The sequence below is a fragment of the Allobosea spartocytisi genome (assembly GCF_014764685.1).
Taxonomy (GTDB): Bacteria; Pseudomonadota; Alphaproteobacteria; order Rhizobiales; family Beijerinckiaceae; genus Allobosea; species Allobosea spartocytisi.
Map to the genome: position 1 here is coordinate 207,463 of NZ_JACXWY010000002.1, position 16,292 is coordinate 223,754.

A 16,292-nucleotide genomic window follows, 5' to 3' on the forward strand; every position below is an offset into this window, starting at 1 on the left:
CGAAGCCCGCCGATCTTCATCGGCGGGCTTTTTGCTTGGTTCGCCTGCTTCGATCGTCCGGGCCGCGCGTCGCGGAGACGCGGGAGCACCGGCGGCCACGCCGGACCGATACACGAGGCGCGCCTATTGCGGGGCAGACTCCGGGCGCACCAGGAGCTTGTCGATGCGGCGGCCGTCGAGGTCGACGATTTCGAAGCGCCAGCCGTCGAAAACGAAGCTTTCCCCGACATCGGGCAGATGCCCGAGCTGGAACAGCGCGAAGCCTGCGACGGTGTGAAAATCGCCGTCGGCGGATTGCGGCCTGATGCCGAGATGGCTCAGGGCCTCGTGCGCCGGCATCATGCCGTCGATCAGCAGCGAGCCGTCCTCCCGCACGGTGACGTCAGGATCCTCGCCTTCCGTGGCGGGCAGGGCGCCGGCGATGGCCTCGAGCAGGTCGGTTTGCGTGACGATGCCCTGGAGGCTGCCATATTCGTCGACGATCGTCGCCAGGCGTAGCGGCGAGCGCTTGAAGAGCTCGAGAATCTTCACCGCTGATGTCGCCTCATGGACGATCACCGGTTCGCGGATCACCGCGATGGGGTCGAGCGGCTGCCCGTCCAGGAACTGGTCGAGAAGATCCTTCTTCAGCACCATGCCGAGCGGCTCGTCGATACTGCCGCGCCCGACGAGCAACTGCTCGTGCCGGCAGGCGCGGATGATGCGGATCATGTCCTCGCGCGTTTCTTCGGCGTCGATCCACTCGATCTCGTGGCGAGGCGTCATGATGTTGGCGACCCGCAGGTCACCGATGTTCAGCGCCCGGACCAGCACCTCCTGCTGCGCCCTTTCGAAGATGCCGGCTTCCTGGCTGGCCTGAACCAGCAGCTTCAGCTCATCGGGCGAGTGCAATGCTCCTTCCGCTGCGCCCGGCCGCAGGCCGCAGGCGCGCAGGACGAGGTTGCCGAGCCCGTTGAGCGTCACGATGGCCGGCCGCAGCAGGAACAGGAACAGCCCGAGCGGGCGCACGATCCACAGCGCCGTGCCCTCGCTGCGCTGCAGTGCGAGGCTTTTCGGCGCGAGCTCGCCCAGCACGATGTGCAGGGTCGTGATGATGATGAAGGCGATCGCCACGGCGATGGCGTGCGAGCCGAAGGAGATCAGCCCCTCCGGCAGCCACCCCAGCAGCGGAACGATGAGATGCGCCAGCGCGGGTTCGCCGATCCAGCCCAGGGCGAGCGAGGATATGGTGATGCCGAGCTGCGTGGCGGCCAGGTTGGAGTCGAGATTGTCGAGCGCGCGCTGAAGGACGGTCGCATTCATGCGGCCTGCCGCGACCAGCTCCGTCACCCGGCTCTTGCGAACCGCGACGAGCGAGAACTCCGCCGCGACGAAAAAGCCGTTCGCGGCAACGAGGATGAGGACCGACAGAATTCCGAGAACGTCGACCCAACTGCTACTGCCATCGCCCGCAGGCATGATCTCCTCTGGAAGGTTGCGGCGTGTCGCCACGCCGGAGAACAAAAAAGGCGGCATCGCGCTGGATGCCGCCGCATCCGCGCCTGACGCGGATATTTCGCAACTAACATGCCGGGGCCGCGGCTGGCTAGAGCCCGTGCCCGCGGGCGGCGGCGGCGCCTCGGCGAGCGGCGCAATGCCTCGGGGTAGGGGAAACGCTTGGACAGCCCCCCGCCGCATGATAGGGAGCCGGCGATGGAGCCGGTTCGTGGCCGGCCGCCGAACTTCAGGAGCCGGATATGAGCGAAGCCGCGCGCGACAAGCACCTCTCGAACTCCTTCTTCGGCGCCTCGCTGCATGATGCCGATCCCGAGATCGCCCGCGCGATCGATCTGGAGCTCGGTCGCCAGCGCGACGAGATCGAGCTGATCGCCTCCGAGAACATCGTCTCCCGCGCCGTGCTCGAGGCGCAGGGCTCGGTGATGACCAACAAATATGCCGAGGGCTATCCCGGCCGGCGCTACTATGGCGGCTGCCAGTTCGTCGACATCGCCGAGAAGCTCGCCATCGAGCGCGCCTGCCGGCTGTTCGGCTGCAGCTTCGCCAATGTCCAGCCGAACTCGGGCTCGCAGGCCAATCAGGGCGTCTTCATGGCCCTGATGCAGCCCGGCGACACCTTCATGGGCCTCGATCTCGCCGCCGGCGGGCACCTGACCCATGGCGCGCCGGTCAACCAGTCCGGCAAATGGTTCAACGTCGTCTCCTACGGCGTCTGCGTCGTCGACCAGCTGATCGACTATGACGCGCTGGAGCGTCTCGCCGTCGAGCACAAGCCGAAGGTCATTGTCGCCGGCGGCTCGGCCTATGCCCGCCACTGGGACTTCGCCCGCTTCCGCGAGATCGCCGACAAGGTCGGCGCCTATTTCATGGTCGATATCGCCCATTTCGCTGGTCTCGTCGCCGGTGGCGCGCATCCTTCGCCGTTCCCGCATGCTCATGTCGTCACCACCACGACGCACAAGACGCTGCGCGGCCCACGCGGCGGCATGATCCTGACCAATGACGAGGCGCTGGCGAAGAAGATCAACTCGGCGATCTTCCCGGGCATCCAGGGCGGCCCGCTGATGCATGTCATCGCCGCCAAGGCGGTGTCCTTCCTCGAGGCGCTGCAGCCCGAGTTCAAGACCTATGCCCATGCCGTCGTCGCCAACGCCAAGGCGCTGGCCGAGACGCTGAAGGCGAAGGGCTTCGACCTCGTCACCGGCGGCACCGACAACCACCTGATGCTGGTCGATCTGCGCTCGAAGAAGCTGACCGGCAAGGCGGCGGAAGCGGCGCTCGGCCGCGCCCACATCACCTGCAACAAGAACGGCATCCCCTTCGACCCGGAGAAGCCGATGACGACTTCCGGCATCCGTCTGGGCACCCCTGCGGCGACCTCGCGCGGCTTCGGCATCGCCGAGTTCAAGCAGGTCGGTGAATTGATCGCCGAGGTGCTGGACGGTCTCGCCGCCAATGGCGAGGACGGCAACGCCGCCGTCGAGCAGGCCGTGACCGCCAAGGTCAAGGCGCTCACCGCGCGCTTCCCGATCTATTGAGGATGGTCTCGAAGGGGCTCTGAGAAAGGCTGGCGAACCGGAATGCGCTGTCCCTATTGCGGCTCCCTCGACACGCAGGTGAAGGACTCCCGTCCCACCGACGATCATGCCTCGATCCGCCGCCGCCGGGTCTGTCCCGATTGCGGCGGCCGCTTCACCACCTTCGAGCGCGTGCAGTTGCGCGAACTCACCGTGGTCAAGCGCTCGGGCCGGCGCGCGCCTTTCGACCGCGACAAGCTGGAGACCTCGATCGCGCATGCGCTGCGCAAGCGCCCGGTCGCGCCCGAGCGTATCGAGCGCATGGTCAACGGCATCGTGCGCCAGCTCGAAAGCTCGGGCGAGGCGGAGATCCCGAGCTCGACCATCGGCGAACTGGTCATGGAGGGGCTGAAAGGCCTCGACGACGTCGCCTATGTCCGCTTCGCCTCGGTCTACAAGAACTTCCGCGAGGCCAAGGACTTCGAGGAGCTGCTCGGCCAGCTCGGCACCATCGAGGAGGAGGCCGCTTCCGCCCCGCCGCCCCGCGCTGATGACTGACCGAGACGCGGTCGACCGCGTCTTCATGGCGCAGGCGCTGGCTTATGGCGCTCGCAATCTCGGTGCGACCTGGCCGAACCCTTCGGTCGGCGCCATCGTCACGCGCGATACGCCGGACGGGCCCATCGTGGTGGCGCGCGGGCTGACGCAAGCCGGCGGGCGCCCGCATGGCGAGGCCCTGGCCTTCGCGCGGGCGGGCGCCGCATCGATGGGCGGCACGCTCTATGTCACGCTCGAACCCTGCTCGCATCGTTCGCTGCGCGGCGGCATTCCTTGCGTCGAGCACACGATTCTCTCCGGCGTGAGGCGTGTCGTCTCGGCCATAACGGACCCGAATCCCTTCATCGCCGGTCTCGGCCATGCATTGCTGCGCACGGCCGGCATCGAGGTCGTCACCGGGGTGTTGCGGGAGGAGGCAGAGCGCGCCCATCGCGGCCATGTCCTGCGGGTGACGCAAGGCCGGCCGATGGTGACCTTCAAGATCGCCCGCACGGCCGATGGCTATGCCGGCGGGGCAGGGGGCAAGCCGATCGCCGTCTCCAGTCCGGCGGCCGGGGCCTGGGTGCATCTGCAGCGGGCGCATCACGACGCGATTATGCTCGGTATCGGCTCGGTGCTCTCGGACGATCCGCAACTGACGGTGCGCCTGCCTGGCATGGCGGAGCGCTCGCCCGTGCGGGTCATCCTCGACACCCATTTGCGGCTGTCGCTGACGGCGAGGCTCGTTCGCACCGCCCGCGAGGTTCCGGTCTGGGTGATCGCGGCCGAGACTGCGCCGGTCGAGCCGGAAACCGCGCTGGTCGCGGCCGGCGTCGAGGTCATGCGCGTTTCGGCTGCGCCGGACGGTCATCTCGACCTTGGCGAGGCGCTGAAGCTGCTCGGCACGCGCGGCATCACCCGCGTGTTCTCGGAAGGGGGCCCGCGCATCGGCGAGAAGCTGGCGCTGGCGGGGCTCGCCGACGAGGTCATCGTCTCGACCTCCCCGAAAATGCTGGGTCAGCCCGGCATTGTTGCCGTGCGTCCGGGCCTTGCCGGGCTGCTGGCCGACCCCGATCTTTACCGCCTCGCCGAAACCGAATGGATCGGCGGCGATCGTTTCGAGCAATTCGTGAGGAGAGGCTGATGTTCACCGGCATCGTCACCGCCATCGGCGAGGTCGTCGAATCCGAGCGCAAGGGGCCGAACCTCAAGCGCCTCGCCATCGCCTGCCCCTATGAGGCGGACGGTATCGCCATCGGCGCCTCGATCGCCTGCGCCGGTGTCTGCCTCACTGTCACGGCGCTCCGGCCGCGCACGGATGGCGAGCCCGGCTGCATCTTCCAGGTCGAGGCGGCGGCCGAGACGCTGGCCAAGACGCTGGTCGGCGAATGGGAACCCGGCACGCTGGTCAATCTCGAGCGCTCGCTCAAGGTCGGCGACGAGCTCGGCGGCCATCTCGTCGTCGGCCATGTCGACGGTGTCGGCCGCATCCTGAAGATCGACGCGATCGAAGCCGATCCCGACGAGCCCTGGGGCGCGACCGCCCGCTTCCACATCCGGGCGCCGCAGGGCCTGGCGCGCTTCATCGCGACCAAGGGCTCGATCTGCCTTGACGGCACCTCGCTCACCATCAACACGGTCGAGGACGACGTCTTCACCGTATTGCTGATCCCGCATTCCTTCGCCGTCACCACCTGGGGGCAACGCAAGGAGGGTGATGCCGTCCATGTCGAGGTCGATCTGATGGCGCGCTATGCCGCGCGGCTTGCGGAGGCGCGCCCGCAGGGGTAAGAGCCTGCGCTCAATTCGAGAATTCGAGCCCTCATCCTGAGGAGCCGCGAAGCGGCGTCTCGAAGGATGTTCCAGCGTGCTCTGGACCATCCTTCGAGACGCCATTTCTGTGGAAATGGCTCCTCAGGATGAGGGCTGTGTGATCCGGTCATTGGACCGGAGTCGACTGCAACAAGGACAAGAACCATGGCCGGACCCCGGCAGATCTCGGCCGACGAGGCCGCAACTCCCGCGCTCGACATCGAGGGCGCCCGCGTGCTCGTGGTCGAGGCGCGCTTCTACGACACGCTCGCCGATGAATTGCTGGCGGGCGCCACTGCCGTGCTCGAGAAGGCCGGCTGCCGCGTCGACGTGGTCACCGTGCCCGGCGCGCTCGAAATTCCCTCGGCGATCGTCATCGGCCTGCGCGCCGCCGACGAGTCGGTCGATCCTTACGAGGCCGTCGTCGCGCTCGGCACCGTCATTCGCGGCGAGACCGGCCATTACGACATCGTCGCGGGTGAAAGCTCGCGCGCGCTGATGGACCTCTCGGTCGCCTTCGCCCTGCCGCTCGGCAACGGCATCCTCACCGTCGAGAACGAGGCGCAGGCCTGGGCCCGCGCCAACCGCTCCGAGATGGACAAGGGCGGCGGCGCGGCCGAAGCCGCGCTCGCCGTGCTGCGCTACAAGCGCTCGTTGGCCGAGGCCGCCGATCCGGAGCAACCGGAATGAGCCGCGCCGAGATGCGGCGCGGCGCGCGTCTGTCGGTCGTGCAGGCGCTCTACGAGATGGAGATCGGCGGCCGCGGCGTCACCGAGGCCATGGCCGAGTTCGAGGCCTTCTGGATCGGCCAGGAGGTCGAAGAGATCGAGTTGCCGAAGGCGGAGATCGCCTTCTTCCGCGACCTGCTCGGCGGTGTCGTGCGCGAGCAGCGGCTGGTGGATCGCACCGTCGATGAGCTTCTCGCCAAGGACTGGCCGCTGAAGCGCGTCGAGGCGGTCGTCCGCGCCGTCCTGCGTGCCGGCGCCTATGAGCTTGCCTTCCGCAAGGACGTGCCGGCCCGCGCCGTCATTTCCGAATATGTCGCGGTCGCCCGTGCCTTCTATGACGGCGAAGAGATCGGCATGATCAACGCCGTGCTCGACCGCATGGCCCGCGACTTCCGCGCCGACGAGTTCGACGCTCCGGCGGCTTAGCTCATTGAGCTCTACGCCGTCATTCCGGACGCAGCGAAGCGGAGATCCGCAAACCATCGTCGGGCGTCGCGTTCTATGATGGATTCCGGGTCGGCGTTGCTATTGCAGCTTGCCCGGAATGACGACGGACAGGCTCGGAACCCTTGGAGGCCGGTCGACGATGGCCGATAACCAGCGCCCCGGCGAATTCGAGCTGATCGAGCGCTATTTCGCGCCTTTGGCCGGGCCGGGCGGCCTCGGCCTCCTCGACGATGCGGGGCTGCTGCGGCCGGGCCGCGGCTATGAGGTCGTCGTCACCGCCGATGCGCTGGTCGCCGGCGTGCATTTCTTCCCGGATGATCCGCCGGCCGCGATCGGCTGGAAGGCGCTTGCCGTCAACCTCTCCGACCTCGCCGCCAAGGGGGCGAAGCCCGAGGGCTTCGTCCTCACCATCGCCCTGCCGCGCAACTGGACCGAAGGCTGGCTGAAGGACTTTGCCGCGGGCCTCGGCCGTCTCGCGCAACAGGCCGGCTGCCCGTTGATCGGCGGCGATACCGTCTCGACCTCCGGGCCGCTCACCCTCTCGATCACCGCTTTCGGTGCGGTTCCCGCCGGCCGGATGGTCCGCCGTGCCGGCGCGAAGCCCGGCGACGTCGTGCTCGTTTCCGGCTCCATCGGCGATGGCGCCCTCGGCCTCAAGGTGCATGGTCCGGACAAGCCCGGCTGGGTCGCCGCGCTGGATGACGGCCAGCGTGGGTTCCTGGCCGACCGCTATCTGCATCCGCAGCCGCGCACCACCCTGGCCGAGGCGCTCCAGCGTCATGCCAGCGCCGCCATGGACATTTCGGACGGGCTCGTCGGCGACCTCGCCAAGATGTTGAAGGCCTCCCGAGTCGGGGCCGAGATCGACCTCGACGCCGTTCCGCTGTCCGGTCCGGCCCGCGCCGCGCTCATGGCCGATCCCGCGCTGGCGGAACTGGCCTGGACCGGAGGAGACGACTACGAAATTCTCTGCACGGCGCCTGAAGGAGAGTATTCTTCTCTGATTGCGGCGGCCGCGGAGCATGCGGTTCCGCTGACGCCGATCGGCCGGATCGTCTCCGGGGCGGGCGCGGTGCGTTACAGCGGAAAGGGCGCAGCGCAGGGTTTCGCGCACGGCTCCTTCTCTCATTTCTGAAAGCGACGCCCCGCGGCGCCGCGGAATGGCGTGGCGATGAACCAGCATGTCCAGGTCGCCGAGGGCGACAGGCTCGCGAAGCGCAATGCGCTCGTGCTGTCCGGCGCCCAGGCGCTCGGCGGCGCCAATCCGGCGATCGTCGTCTCGCTCGGCGGCCTCGTCGGCGCCCAGCTCGCCGCGGACAAGACCTTCGCCACCGTGCCGGTCAGCCTGCTGCAGCTCGGCATCGCGGCCGGCGTCATTCCGGCGGCGATGCTGATGCGCCGTTTCGGACGGCGCGGCGGCTATCTCATCGGCGCGCTTGTCGGGGCCACGGGAGCGAGCCTGGCGGCTGGCGGCGTCGCCTCCAGGGAATTCGGGCTGTTTTGCCTCGGCACCTTCATCTGCGGGCTCTACGGTGCCTTCGTGCAGAGCTATCGCTTCGCCGCCGCCGATACCGCCAGCGCGAGCTTCCGGCCCCGCGCGATTTCCTGGGTCATGCTCGGCGGATTGGCGGCGGGCATCATCGGTCCGCAATCGGTCTACTGGACCCGCGACCTGACGCCATCCGCGCCCTTCGCCGCGAGCTTCCTCGCCCAGGGTGCGCTGGCGCTGCTGGCGATCTGCATCGTCTCGCAACTGCACGCGCCGCCGGTGAAGACGGTCCGTAGCGATCTCGGCCGGCCACTCGGCCAGATCATGCGCCAGCCGAAATTCATTGCCTCGGTCATCGCCGCGCTCGTGGCCTACGGGCTGATGAGCTTCGTGATGACGGCCGCGCCCATGGCGATGGTCGCCTGCGGCCATTCGGTCGGTGATGCCGCGCTTGGCATCCAATGGCATGTGCTCGGCATGTATGGGCCGAGCTTCTTCACCGGCAAGCTGATCGAACGCTTCGGCAAGGAGGCGGTGACGATCACAGGCCTCGCCCTGACGGCGCTGGCGGCGATCATCGGCTTGACGGGCCTCAGCGTCGGCCATTTCTGGCTGGCGCTGGTGCTGCTCGGCATCGGCTGGAACTTCGGCTTCATCGGCGCCACCGCGCTGGTGACGGATTGCTACCGGCCGGAAGAACGGGTGAAGGTGCAGGCGGCCAACGACTTCCTCGTCTTCGGCTCGGTCGCCATCGCCTCGTTTTCGTCCGGCGGCCTGCTCAGCCATGGCGGCTGGGAAACCGTGAACTGGCTCGTCTTTCCGCCGGTCGCGCTTGCCTTGCTCTTGGTGATCTGGCAGCGCACGCAGAAGCGCGTGGGGCTGGCCTGAAGCCCTCCTGATCTGACGATGCCGGGGAAACGGATGACCGACCGCAGCTTTCCGCCTGCCACCGGCCGCGTGCCGCCCGGCGCGATCGGCCATAACCGCGGCGTGGTGAAGCGGAACTATGCCTTCATGCCGCCCGAAGGCGTCCTGATCAGCCGCCTGCCGCATTGGGCGAGCACCGTCGTCCGCATTCTTGCCGGGCCCGTGCTTGGGGCGGGATTTGCGCAATATGTGCTTGAAATCGCGCCTGGCGGCGGGACGCCGGCTCCTTTCGGCGAGCCGGACATCCAGCATTTCTACTATGTCCTCTCCGGCGAGATCGCCTTCGCCATCGAAGGTGGCGAGAGCCGGACGCTCGGCCCCGGCGGCTTTGCCTATCTGCCGCCCGGCACGCGCTTCACGCTGCGCAACGACACGGGCAGTCGCGCCGATGTGCTGGCGCTGCGCAAACGCTACGAGCCGGCGCCCGGCCTCGCCGTTCCCGAATCGATCCTGTCGCATCGCGACGCCGTGCCGATGACGAATCATACCGGCATGGAGGGGCGCGGCTTCCAGTTCCTGCTGCCCTATGGCGATATGCGCTTCGATTTCGAGATGAACCTGATGTGGTTCAAGCCGGGAGTTTGCTTCCCGGCGGTCGAGACCCATGTGATGGAGCACGGCCTCTATATGCTGGAAGGGCAGGGGCTCTACTTCCTCGATCAGGACTGGCACGAGATCTGGGAGCGGGATTTCATCTGGATGGGCGGCTTTTGCCCCCAGCAATTCTACCCGACCGGCCATGGCGACGCCTGCTACCTGCTCTACAAGAACGTCAACCGCGACGTCGCGCTCTGAGCCTGAATCGCCCGTACCTGACATTCGACGAAATTTGTAAGCGCAGCCGTTTGCGCTCACCGCCGAAACTTGCCACAAATTCGCCTGACACAGGCGACGCAAGGCGGGCCTTTTAGTCTTCAGGGCCCGTTTTTTCGCTGCCTGACGTCCAACGCTGCAAAGAGGAGCGACAGCGCTCCCGACAGCCCGGAAGCTCAAGGTAGGAAACCGAATGTCAGCTCTGCTTCTCATCATCGTATTGAGTGCGCTGTCGATTGCTTACGGCATCTGGGCCTATGGCGACGTCATGAAGCGCGATGCCGGCAACCAGCGCATGCAGGAGATCTCCGGCGCGGTCGCCGAAGGCGCTCAAGCCTATCTCAAGCGCCAATATCTCACCATTTCCATGGTCGGCGTCGTCCTCTTCGTCGTGCTGGCCTGGCTGCTCGGCAAGTGGGTGGGCATCGGTTTCCTGATCGGCGCGGTGCTTTCGGGCAGCGCCGGCTTCATCGGCATGAACGTCTCGGTGCGCGCCAATGTCCGCACGGCACAGGCGGCGATGCAGTCGCTCGGCGAGGGGCTCGACGTCGCCTTCAAGGCCGGCGCGGTCACCGGCATGCTGGTCGCCGGCCTCGCGCTGCTCGGCGTCGCCGTCTATTACGGCGTCCTGACCTCCTTCCTCGGCTTCGAGCCTTCGAGCCGCACCGTCATCGACTCGCTGGTGGCGCTCGGCTTCGGCGCCTCGCTGATCTCGATCTTCGCCCGTCTCGGCGGCGGCATCTTCACCAAGGGCGCGGATGTGGGCGCCGACCTCGTCGGCAAGGTCGAGGCCGGCATCCCCGAGGACGATCCGCGCAACCCCGCGACGATCGCCGACAATGTCGGCGACAATGTCGGCGATTGCGCCGGCATGGCCGCCGACCTGTTCGAGACCTATGCGGTGACGCTGGTCGCGACCATGGTGCTCGCCGCGATCTTCTTCGCCGGCCAGCCCGCGCTGGGCACGATGATGCTCTATCCGATGGCGATCGGCGCGGCCTGCATCGTCACCTCGATCATCGGCACCTTCTTCGTGAAGCTCGGCGCCAACCAGTCGATCATGGGCGCGCTCTACAAGGGCTTCATCGCGGCCGGCGTGCTCTCGGTCGGCGCGATCGCGGTGGTGAACTACGTCATGTTCGGCGGCTTCTCCACCAGCTTCACGACGGTCCAGAACGTCACCTTCACCTCCGGCAACCTCTTCGGCTGCGCGCTGGTAGGCCTTGCCGTGACGCTCTGCATCGTCATCATCACCGAATACTACACCGGCACCGGCAAGCGCCCGGTCGTCTCCATCGCCCAGGCTTCGGTGACCGGCCATGGCACCAACGTCATCCAGGGCCTCGCGGTCTCGCTGGAGGCGACGGCGGCGCCGACCATCGTCATCATCGCCGGCATCATCGCCGCCTACAGCCTCGCCGGCCTGTTCGGCATCGCGATCGCGACCACGGCCATGCTGGCGCTGGCCGGTGTCGTCGTGGCGCTCGATGCCTTCGGTCCGGTGACGGACAATGCCGGCGGCATCGCCGAGATGGCGGGGCTGCCCAAGGAGGTCCGCCACTCCACCGACGCGCTCGACGCGGTTGGCAACACCACCAAGGCGGTCACCAAGGGCTATGCGATCGGCTCGGCCGGCCTCGGGGCGCTGGTGCTGTTCGCCGCCTACACCTCGGACCTCAACTTCTTCATCACCGAGGCCAACAAGGCGGGCAGCACGGCCTTCCAGTACTTCAAGGGCGTCACGCTCGATTTCTCGCTGTCCAACCCCTATGTCGTCGTCGGCCTGCTGCTCGGCGGCCTCATCCCCTTCCTCTTCGGCGGCATGGGCATGACGGCGGTCGGGCGCGCGGCGGGCTCGGTGGTCGAGGAAGTCCGCCGGCAGTTCCGCGAGAAGCCCGGCATCATGCAGGGCACGGAGCGGCCCGATTACGCCCGCGCCGTCGATCTGCTGACCAAGGCCGCGATCAAGGAGATGATCGTGCCCTCGCTCCTGCCGGTGCTGGCGCCGATCGTGACCTATTTCGTGATCTACTGGATCGCCGGCAAGAACAACGCCTTCGCGGCCGTCGGCGCCATGCTGATGGGCGTGATCGTCACCGGCATCTTCGTCGCGATCTCGATGACGTCGGGCGGCGGCGCCTGGGACAACGCCAAGAAGAGCTTCGAGGACGGCTTCGTCGACAAGGACGGCGTGCGCCACATGAAGGGCTCGGACGCGCACAAGGCCTCGGTGACCGGCGATACCGTCGGCGACCCCTACAAGGACACGGCGGGCCCCGCCGTGAACCCGGCGATCAAGATCACCAACATCATCGCCCTGCTGCTGCTGGCGATCCTGGCGCATAGCTGAGCGCAGGCATCGCCTGAACATCTGGAGCCCGCGACGAAAGTCGCGGGTTCTTCTTTTTTGGCAATGGCTTGCTGCGGCCGATTGAATCAAATCGGCAACGCCTTGAATCAAGCCCGCAAGCTACGGCCGGGAGCGTAGTGTTGCCGCATGCTGTCGGCGCGAAGTGCTGGCATGGTCCCCGCGACCGAGGAGGAACCATGTCCACGCAAGCGCTCGAAGCCACATCCGCGACCCCGAACCGCAGCACCGAATTCGCCCTGTTGCTGGCGCTGGCGACGCTTTGGGGCGGCTCCTACACCTTCATCAAGCTCGGCGTGGAGACGATCCCGCCGCTGACCCTGATCGCCGCCCGCACGCTGATCGCCGGCTTGATCCTGCTCGCCGTCATCCGGGGCCGCGGCCTGCGGATGCCGCGGGATCTGACCGCCTGGCGGCGCTTCCTGACCCAGGCCTGCCTCAACAGCGTCGTGCCCTTCACGCTGATCGCCTGGGCCGAGCGCAGCGTCGATGCCGGCCTCGCCTCGATCCTCAACGGCACCACGCCTGTCTTCGTCTTCCTGATCTCGCTCGTGCTGATGTCCGGCAAGCGCCCCGACTGGCGCAAGGGCCTCGGTGTCGCCGCTGGCGTCGCCGGCATCAGCCTGATCGTCGGCGTCGACGCCTTTTCCGGATTGGGCTCGCAAGCCCTGCCGCAGCTCGCCATCGTCGCGGCGACGATCGCCTATGCCTGCGCGGCGCTGTTCGGCCGGCATTTCACCGGGATGGATCCCTTGCTGCCGGCGGCCGGCTCGATGCTGACCGGCACGGCGCTGCTGATCCCGGCCGCCCTTGTCGTCGACCGGCCCTGGACGCTGGCGCCCTCGCAGGAATCCCTGCTCGCGCTGCTGGCGTTGTCGGTATTCTCGACGGCGCTCGCCTTCGCCATCTATTTCCGGCTGATCCGCACGCTCGGCTCGGTCGGGACGACGGCGGTGTCCTATCTGCGCGTGCCGATCGGCGTGGCGATCGGCCTCGTCTTCCTGGGCGAGCGCCTGCAGCCGACGGCCTGGGCCGGTCTTGCGCTGGTGGTCGTCGGGGTGATGGCGATGACCCTGCCGGAGAAAAAGCAGGCCCGGCCTGCCTGAGGGCCGGTGCACATCCCGAAATGGCCCAAAAAGAAACCCCGCGACCTCGTCGCGGGGTTCTCCTGTCTTCGGACCGCGTGGGAGCCGTTCAGGCGCCGAGCGGGTTGAACTTGGTGACGCCGCGGAACAGGTTGCGCAGGAAGCTCTGCTCCTGGCCGCCGGCCGGGGTGGTGCGGCTGATGAAGTCGAAGATCACGCCGTCCTGCAGCCCGTAATTGGCGATGCGCTCGACCTTGAAGCTCTTGTTGAAATAGATCACCAGCACGTTCTGGTCGATGACCTGCGGGTCCTGGAACTGGAAGCGACGGCGCATCCGCTGGCTGATATAGTAGAAGGTGCGGTTGCCGACGGTCGAGGTCGTCGACGGCGTGCCGAGGATCTGCAGCACCGACTGCACGTCCATGCCGACCTTGACCTGCGCGACGAGCGAGTCGTCCATCACGAAGCCACGGGTGAATTCCTCGTTCATGCCGGTCGATGTCGGCAGGACGAAGCCGCCGGCATCGGGGCCGCAGCCGGCCAGCGTCAGGGACGAGGTCGCGAGGGCTCCGAGCAGAACGGCGCGGCGGGAAATCTGGGTCATGCGGGCACGATCCGAAAGGCGAGGGCGGACGTGGAGGGCCGGGTGACCGTTCCAAGCCGCTTGTCAAAAGGGGCAGGGTTGGCGTAACGCCCGAGGATGGCTTTGGCAAGGCGAGGACGCCCGCGACGCGGCCGGGCGGAGGCAAGAGCGTGATTTTCGGTTGGTTCGGCAAGCGCGCGCAACGGCGCGCACCTGTGGATGCGCTGTTCGGGCGCGTCGCGGAAGCGTCGCGTCAGCCCGGGCTCTATCTCGCGGGCGGCATTCCCGACAGCTTCGAGGGCCGCTTCGAATCGCTGACCCTGCACATGTTTCTTGTGTTGCGGCGGCTGCGCGAATTGCCGCCGCCTGCGGGCGATCTCTCGCAGGAGCTGATCGATGCCTGCTTCGCCTATCTCGAGCTGGGCTTCCGCAATGGCGGCGTCAGCGACATCGCCGTGCCGAAGCGGATGAAGAAGATCGGCCAGATGTTCTATGGCCGCATCCAGGCCTATGAGCCGGCCTTTGCCGGATCCGATCCCGAGGCGCTGACGGAAGCGTTGCACCGCAATGCCTCGCAGCAGGGTGCTTCCGCCGTCGCCACCTATCTGCGCGAGGCGCAGGCCGGGCTCGCCGCCCTCGACCTCGAAGCGCTTCTGCATCGCGAGCCGCTTTTTCCCGATTTCGTCAGCCAGGAGGCCGTGCATGACGCCTGATCACGGGCGCGTCTTGCCCTTGAGCCACCCCATCCGCGTCGAGCTCATCCGCCTGCGCGGCACCGAGGCCGTGGTCAAGGCCGAGCCGCAGCAGCTGGCCGGCATCGCCGCGATGCTCGACCTCGCCTCCCTGGAGGCGCTCGAGGCGCGCTATATGCTCTCGCGCAATGGCGAACGGGTGAAGCTCGAGGGCCGCATCGAGGCGCGGCTGCATCAGACCTGCATCGTCACGCTCGAGCCTTTCCCGGTCCGGCTCGACGTGCCGGTGAAGCTCGATTTCGCACCGCAGGACGATGCGCTTGCCGCCGCTCGCCGCACCGATTCGGGCGATGCGGACATCGACATCGAGGTCCTGCTCAACGAGGAGGACCCGCCGGAGCCCATCGTGGACGGCGTCATCGACCTGGGTAGCGTTACGCTCGAATTCCTGGCGCTCTCGCTTGATCCCTACCCGCGCAAGCCGGGCGTGAGCTTCGAGGCGCCGGCGGCGGATTCCGCAGAGCTCTCGCCCTTCGCCGCGCTCGCGAAGCTGAAGCGGGACGCCACGTGACGCGGGCAGCGGGCAGCGCGGCCGCGGACACGGATCGCAACAATGATTGAGCGGCGCCAAACCGCCTCCGCCGCTTGCGGCTTGGCGCTAAACCGCTATTGTCCGGCCGGCAAAGAGCCGCCCGGGATCGAAGGTCGGCCGCTCCCGGGACACACCAGAACTCCATGACAAGACCGGTTACAATCGCGCTCGATGCGATGGGCGGGGACCACGGCCCTTCCGTCGCCATTCCCGGCGCTGCCCTGATGCTGGAACGACGCCCGGATGCGCGCTTCGTCATTTTCGGCGACGAGAAGGAGGTTCTGCCTCTGGTCGAGCAGCACCCGAAGCTCAAGGCCGTCACGACGTTCCATCATACCGAAGTCTCGGTGAAGATGGACGACAAGCCGAGCCAGGCGCTGCGCTACGGCCGCTATAAATCGTCGATGTGGCGCGCCATCGACGCGACCAAGACCGGCGAGGCCGATGTCACCGTCTCCGCCGGCAACACCGGCGCGCTGATGGCAATGTCGAAATTCTGCCTGAAGTCGATGGCACAGGTCGACCGGCCGGCGATTGCCTGCCTGTGGCCGACGGCGCGCGGCGAGAGCATCGTGCTCGATGTCGGCGCGACCATCGGCGCCGATGCCCGCCATCTCGTCGATCTCGCGGTGATGGGCGCGGCCATGGCCCGCGTCGTCTTCGATCTCGACCGGCCGACGGTCGGCCTGCTGAATGTCGGCGTCGAGGAGATCAAGGGCGTCGAGGCGGTGAAGGAGGCCGGGCGCATCCTGCGCGAGGGCAACCTGCCGCATCTGACCTATCATGGCTTCGTCGAGGGCGACGATCTCGGCAAGGGCACGGTCGACGTGGTGGTGACGGAAGGCTTCACCGGCAACATCGCGCTCAAGACCGCCGAAGGCACGGCGCGCCAGGTCACAGACTATCTGCGTGCCGCCATCAGCCGTTCGCTGATGGCGAAGATCGGCTATCTCTTCGCCCGCGGCGCCTTCTCGGCGCTGCGCGAGAAGCTCGATCCGCGCAAATCCAACGGCGGCGTCTTCCTGGGGCTGGAAGGCATCGTCATCAAGAGTCATGGCGGTACGGATGCCATCGGCTTCGCCAGCGCGGCCGAGCTCGCCTATGAGATGGCGCGCGAGGATCTGATGGCGAAGCTGCGCGAGATGGTCGCCGCGAGCACGCAGCCGGCGCCTGTCGCCGCGCAGCCGGCCGACGCCGAATAGGGA

16 protein-coding genes are annotated in these 16,292 nt (G+C 67.4%); 14 read left to right on the top strand and 2 right to left on the bottom strand.

The annotated features are described in order from the left end of the window. Positions 1 to 123: 123 nt before the first annotated feature. The gene (locus tag IED13_RS03785) at positions 124 to 1,458 is read right to left on the bottom strand and encodes a hemolysin family protein (RefSeq protein ID WP_038368843.1); all 1,335 of its coding nucleotides are present in this window, start codon (positions 1,456 to 1,458) and stop codon (positions 124 to 126) included. A gap of 278 nt (positions 1,459 to 1,736) precedes the next feature. On the opposite strand from IED13_RS03785, the gene glyA reads away from it, so the two are divergent. The 11 genes from glyA (at position 1,737) to IED13_RS03840 (ending at position 13,241) form a co-directional block, all read left to right on the top strand. Beyond that, complete coding sequence (gene glyA, locus IED13_RS03790) at positions 1,737 to 3,035, top strand: serine hydroxymethyltransferase (protein ID WP_038368309.1); 1,299 nt, start codon at positions 1,737 to 1,739, stop codon at positions 3,033 to 3,035. 42 nt (positions 3,036 to 3,077) lie between these two features. Continuing rightward, positions 3,078 to 3,572: a transcriptional regulator NrdR gene (nrdR, locus tag IED13_RS03795; RefSeq protein WP_038368308.1), complete on the top strand. Its 495-nt coding sequence runs from the start codon at positions 3,078 to 3,080 to the stop codon at positions 3,570 to 3,572. Then, positions 3,565 to 4,695: a bifunctional diaminohydroxyphosphoribosylaminopyrimidine deaminase/5-amino-6-(5-phosphoribosylamino)uracil reductase RibD gene (gene ribD, locus IED13_RS03800; RefSeq protein ID WP_191123430.1), complete on the top strand. Its 1,131-nt coding sequence runs from the start codon at positions 3,565 to 3,567 to the stop codon at positions 4,693 to 4,695. The genes nrdR and ribD overlap by 8 nt, the downstream gene beginning before the upstream one ends. Continuing rightward, complete coding sequence (locus IED13_RS03805; protein WP_112761866.1) at positions 4,695 to 5,342, top strand: riboflavin synthase; 648 nt, start codon at positions 4,695 to 4,697, stop codon at positions 5,340 to 5,342. The genes ribD and IED13_RS03805 overlap by 1 nt, the downstream gene beginning before the upstream one ends. 186 nt (positions 5,343 to 5,528) lie before the next feature. After that, positions 5,529 to 6,053: a 6,7-dimethyl-8-ribityllumazine synthase gene (gene ribH, locus IED13_RS03810; protein WP_038368300.1), complete on the top strand. Its 525-nt coding sequence runs from the start codon at positions 5,529 to 5,531 to the stop codon at positions 6,051 to 6,053. Beyond that, positions 6,050 to 6,517 (top strand): transcription antitermination factor NusB, encoded by a 468-nt coding sequence (nusB, locus tag IED13_RS03815; protein ID WP_112761867.1) that lies wholly within the window; start codon positions 6,050 to 6,052, stop codon positions 6,515 to 6,517. The genes ribH and nusB overlap by 4 nt, the downstream gene beginning before the upstream one ends. A gap of 160 nt (positions 6,518 to 6,677) precedes the next feature. Further along, a complete protein-coding gene (thiL, locus tag IED13_RS03820) occupies positions 6,678 to 7,673 on the top strand; it encodes a thiamine-phosphate kinase (protein ID WP_191123431.1) in 996 nt (331 codons plus the stop codon). Between the two features lie 36 nt (positions 7,674 to 7,709). Further along, the gene (locus IED13_RS03825) at positions 7,710 to 8,915 is read left to right on the top strand and encodes an MFS transporter (RefSeq protein WP_191123432.1); all 1,206 of its coding nucleotides are present in this window, start codon (positions 7,710 to 7,712) and stop codon (positions 8,913 to 8,915) included. A gap of 33 nt (positions 8,916 to 8,948) precedes the next feature. Beyond that, on the top strand, positions 8,949 to 9,749 hold the full coding sequence (gene allE / locus IED13_RS03830) for a (S)-ureidoglycine aminohydrolase (RefSeq protein ID WP_142020708.1): 801 nt from the start codon (positions 8,949 to 8,951) through the stop codon (positions 9,747 to 9,749). 211 nt (positions 9,750 to 9,960) lie between these two features. Continuing rightward, positions 9,961 to 12,117: a sodium-translocating pyrophosphatase gene (locus IED13_RS03835; RefSeq protein ID WP_038368288.1), complete on the top strand. Its 2,157-nt coding sequence runs from the start codon at positions 9,961 to 9,963 to the stop codon at positions 12,115 to 12,117. 197 nt (positions 12,118 to 12,314) lie between these two features. Continuing rightward, positions 12,315 to 13,241, top strand: coding sequence for a DMT family transporter (locus tag IED13_RS03840; RefSeq protein ID WP_191123433.1), 927 nt, complete (start codon positions 12,315 to 12,317; stop codon positions 13,239 to 13,241). An 88-nt stretch (positions 13,242 to 13,329) separates the two neighbouring features. Here the strand turns inward: IED13_RS03840 and IED13_RS03845 are convergent, their stop codons facing one another. Further along, positions 13,330 to 13,824 (bottom strand): outer membrane protein assembly factor BamE, encoded by a 495-nt coding sequence (locus tag IED13_RS03845; RefSeq protein ID WP_081925652.1) that lies wholly within the window; start codon positions 13,822 to 13,824, stop codon positions 13,330 to 13,332. Between the two features lie 149 nt (positions 13,825 to 13,973). Here IED13_RS03845 and IED13_RS29045 point away from each other — a divergent pair, with 149 nt between their 5' ends. The 3 genes from IED13_RS29045 (at position 13,974) to plsX (ending at position 16,289) form a co-directional block, all read left to right on the top strand. After that, on the top strand, positions 13,974 to 14,516 hold the full coding sequence (locus IED13_RS29045; protein WP_191123434.1) for a ubiquinol-cytochrome C chaperone family protein: 543 nt from the start codon (positions 13,974 to 13,976) through the stop codon (positions 14,514 to 14,516). Further along, positions 14,506 to 15,066 (top strand): YceD family protein, encoded by a 561-nt coding sequence (locus IED13_RS03855; RefSeq protein WP_191123435.1) that lies wholly within the window; start codon positions 14,506 to 14,508, stop codon positions 15,064 to 15,066. The genes IED13_RS29045 and IED13_RS03855 overlap by 11 nt, the downstream gene beginning before the upstream one ends. Positions 15,067 to 15,230: 164 nt before the next feature. Then, entirely contained in the window at positions 15,231 to 16,289 is a 1,059-nt protein-coding gene (plsX, locus tag IED13_RS03860) for a phosphate acyltransferase PlsX (protein WP_038368278.1), read from the top strand. Positions 16,290 to 16,292 lie beyond the last annotated feature (3 nt).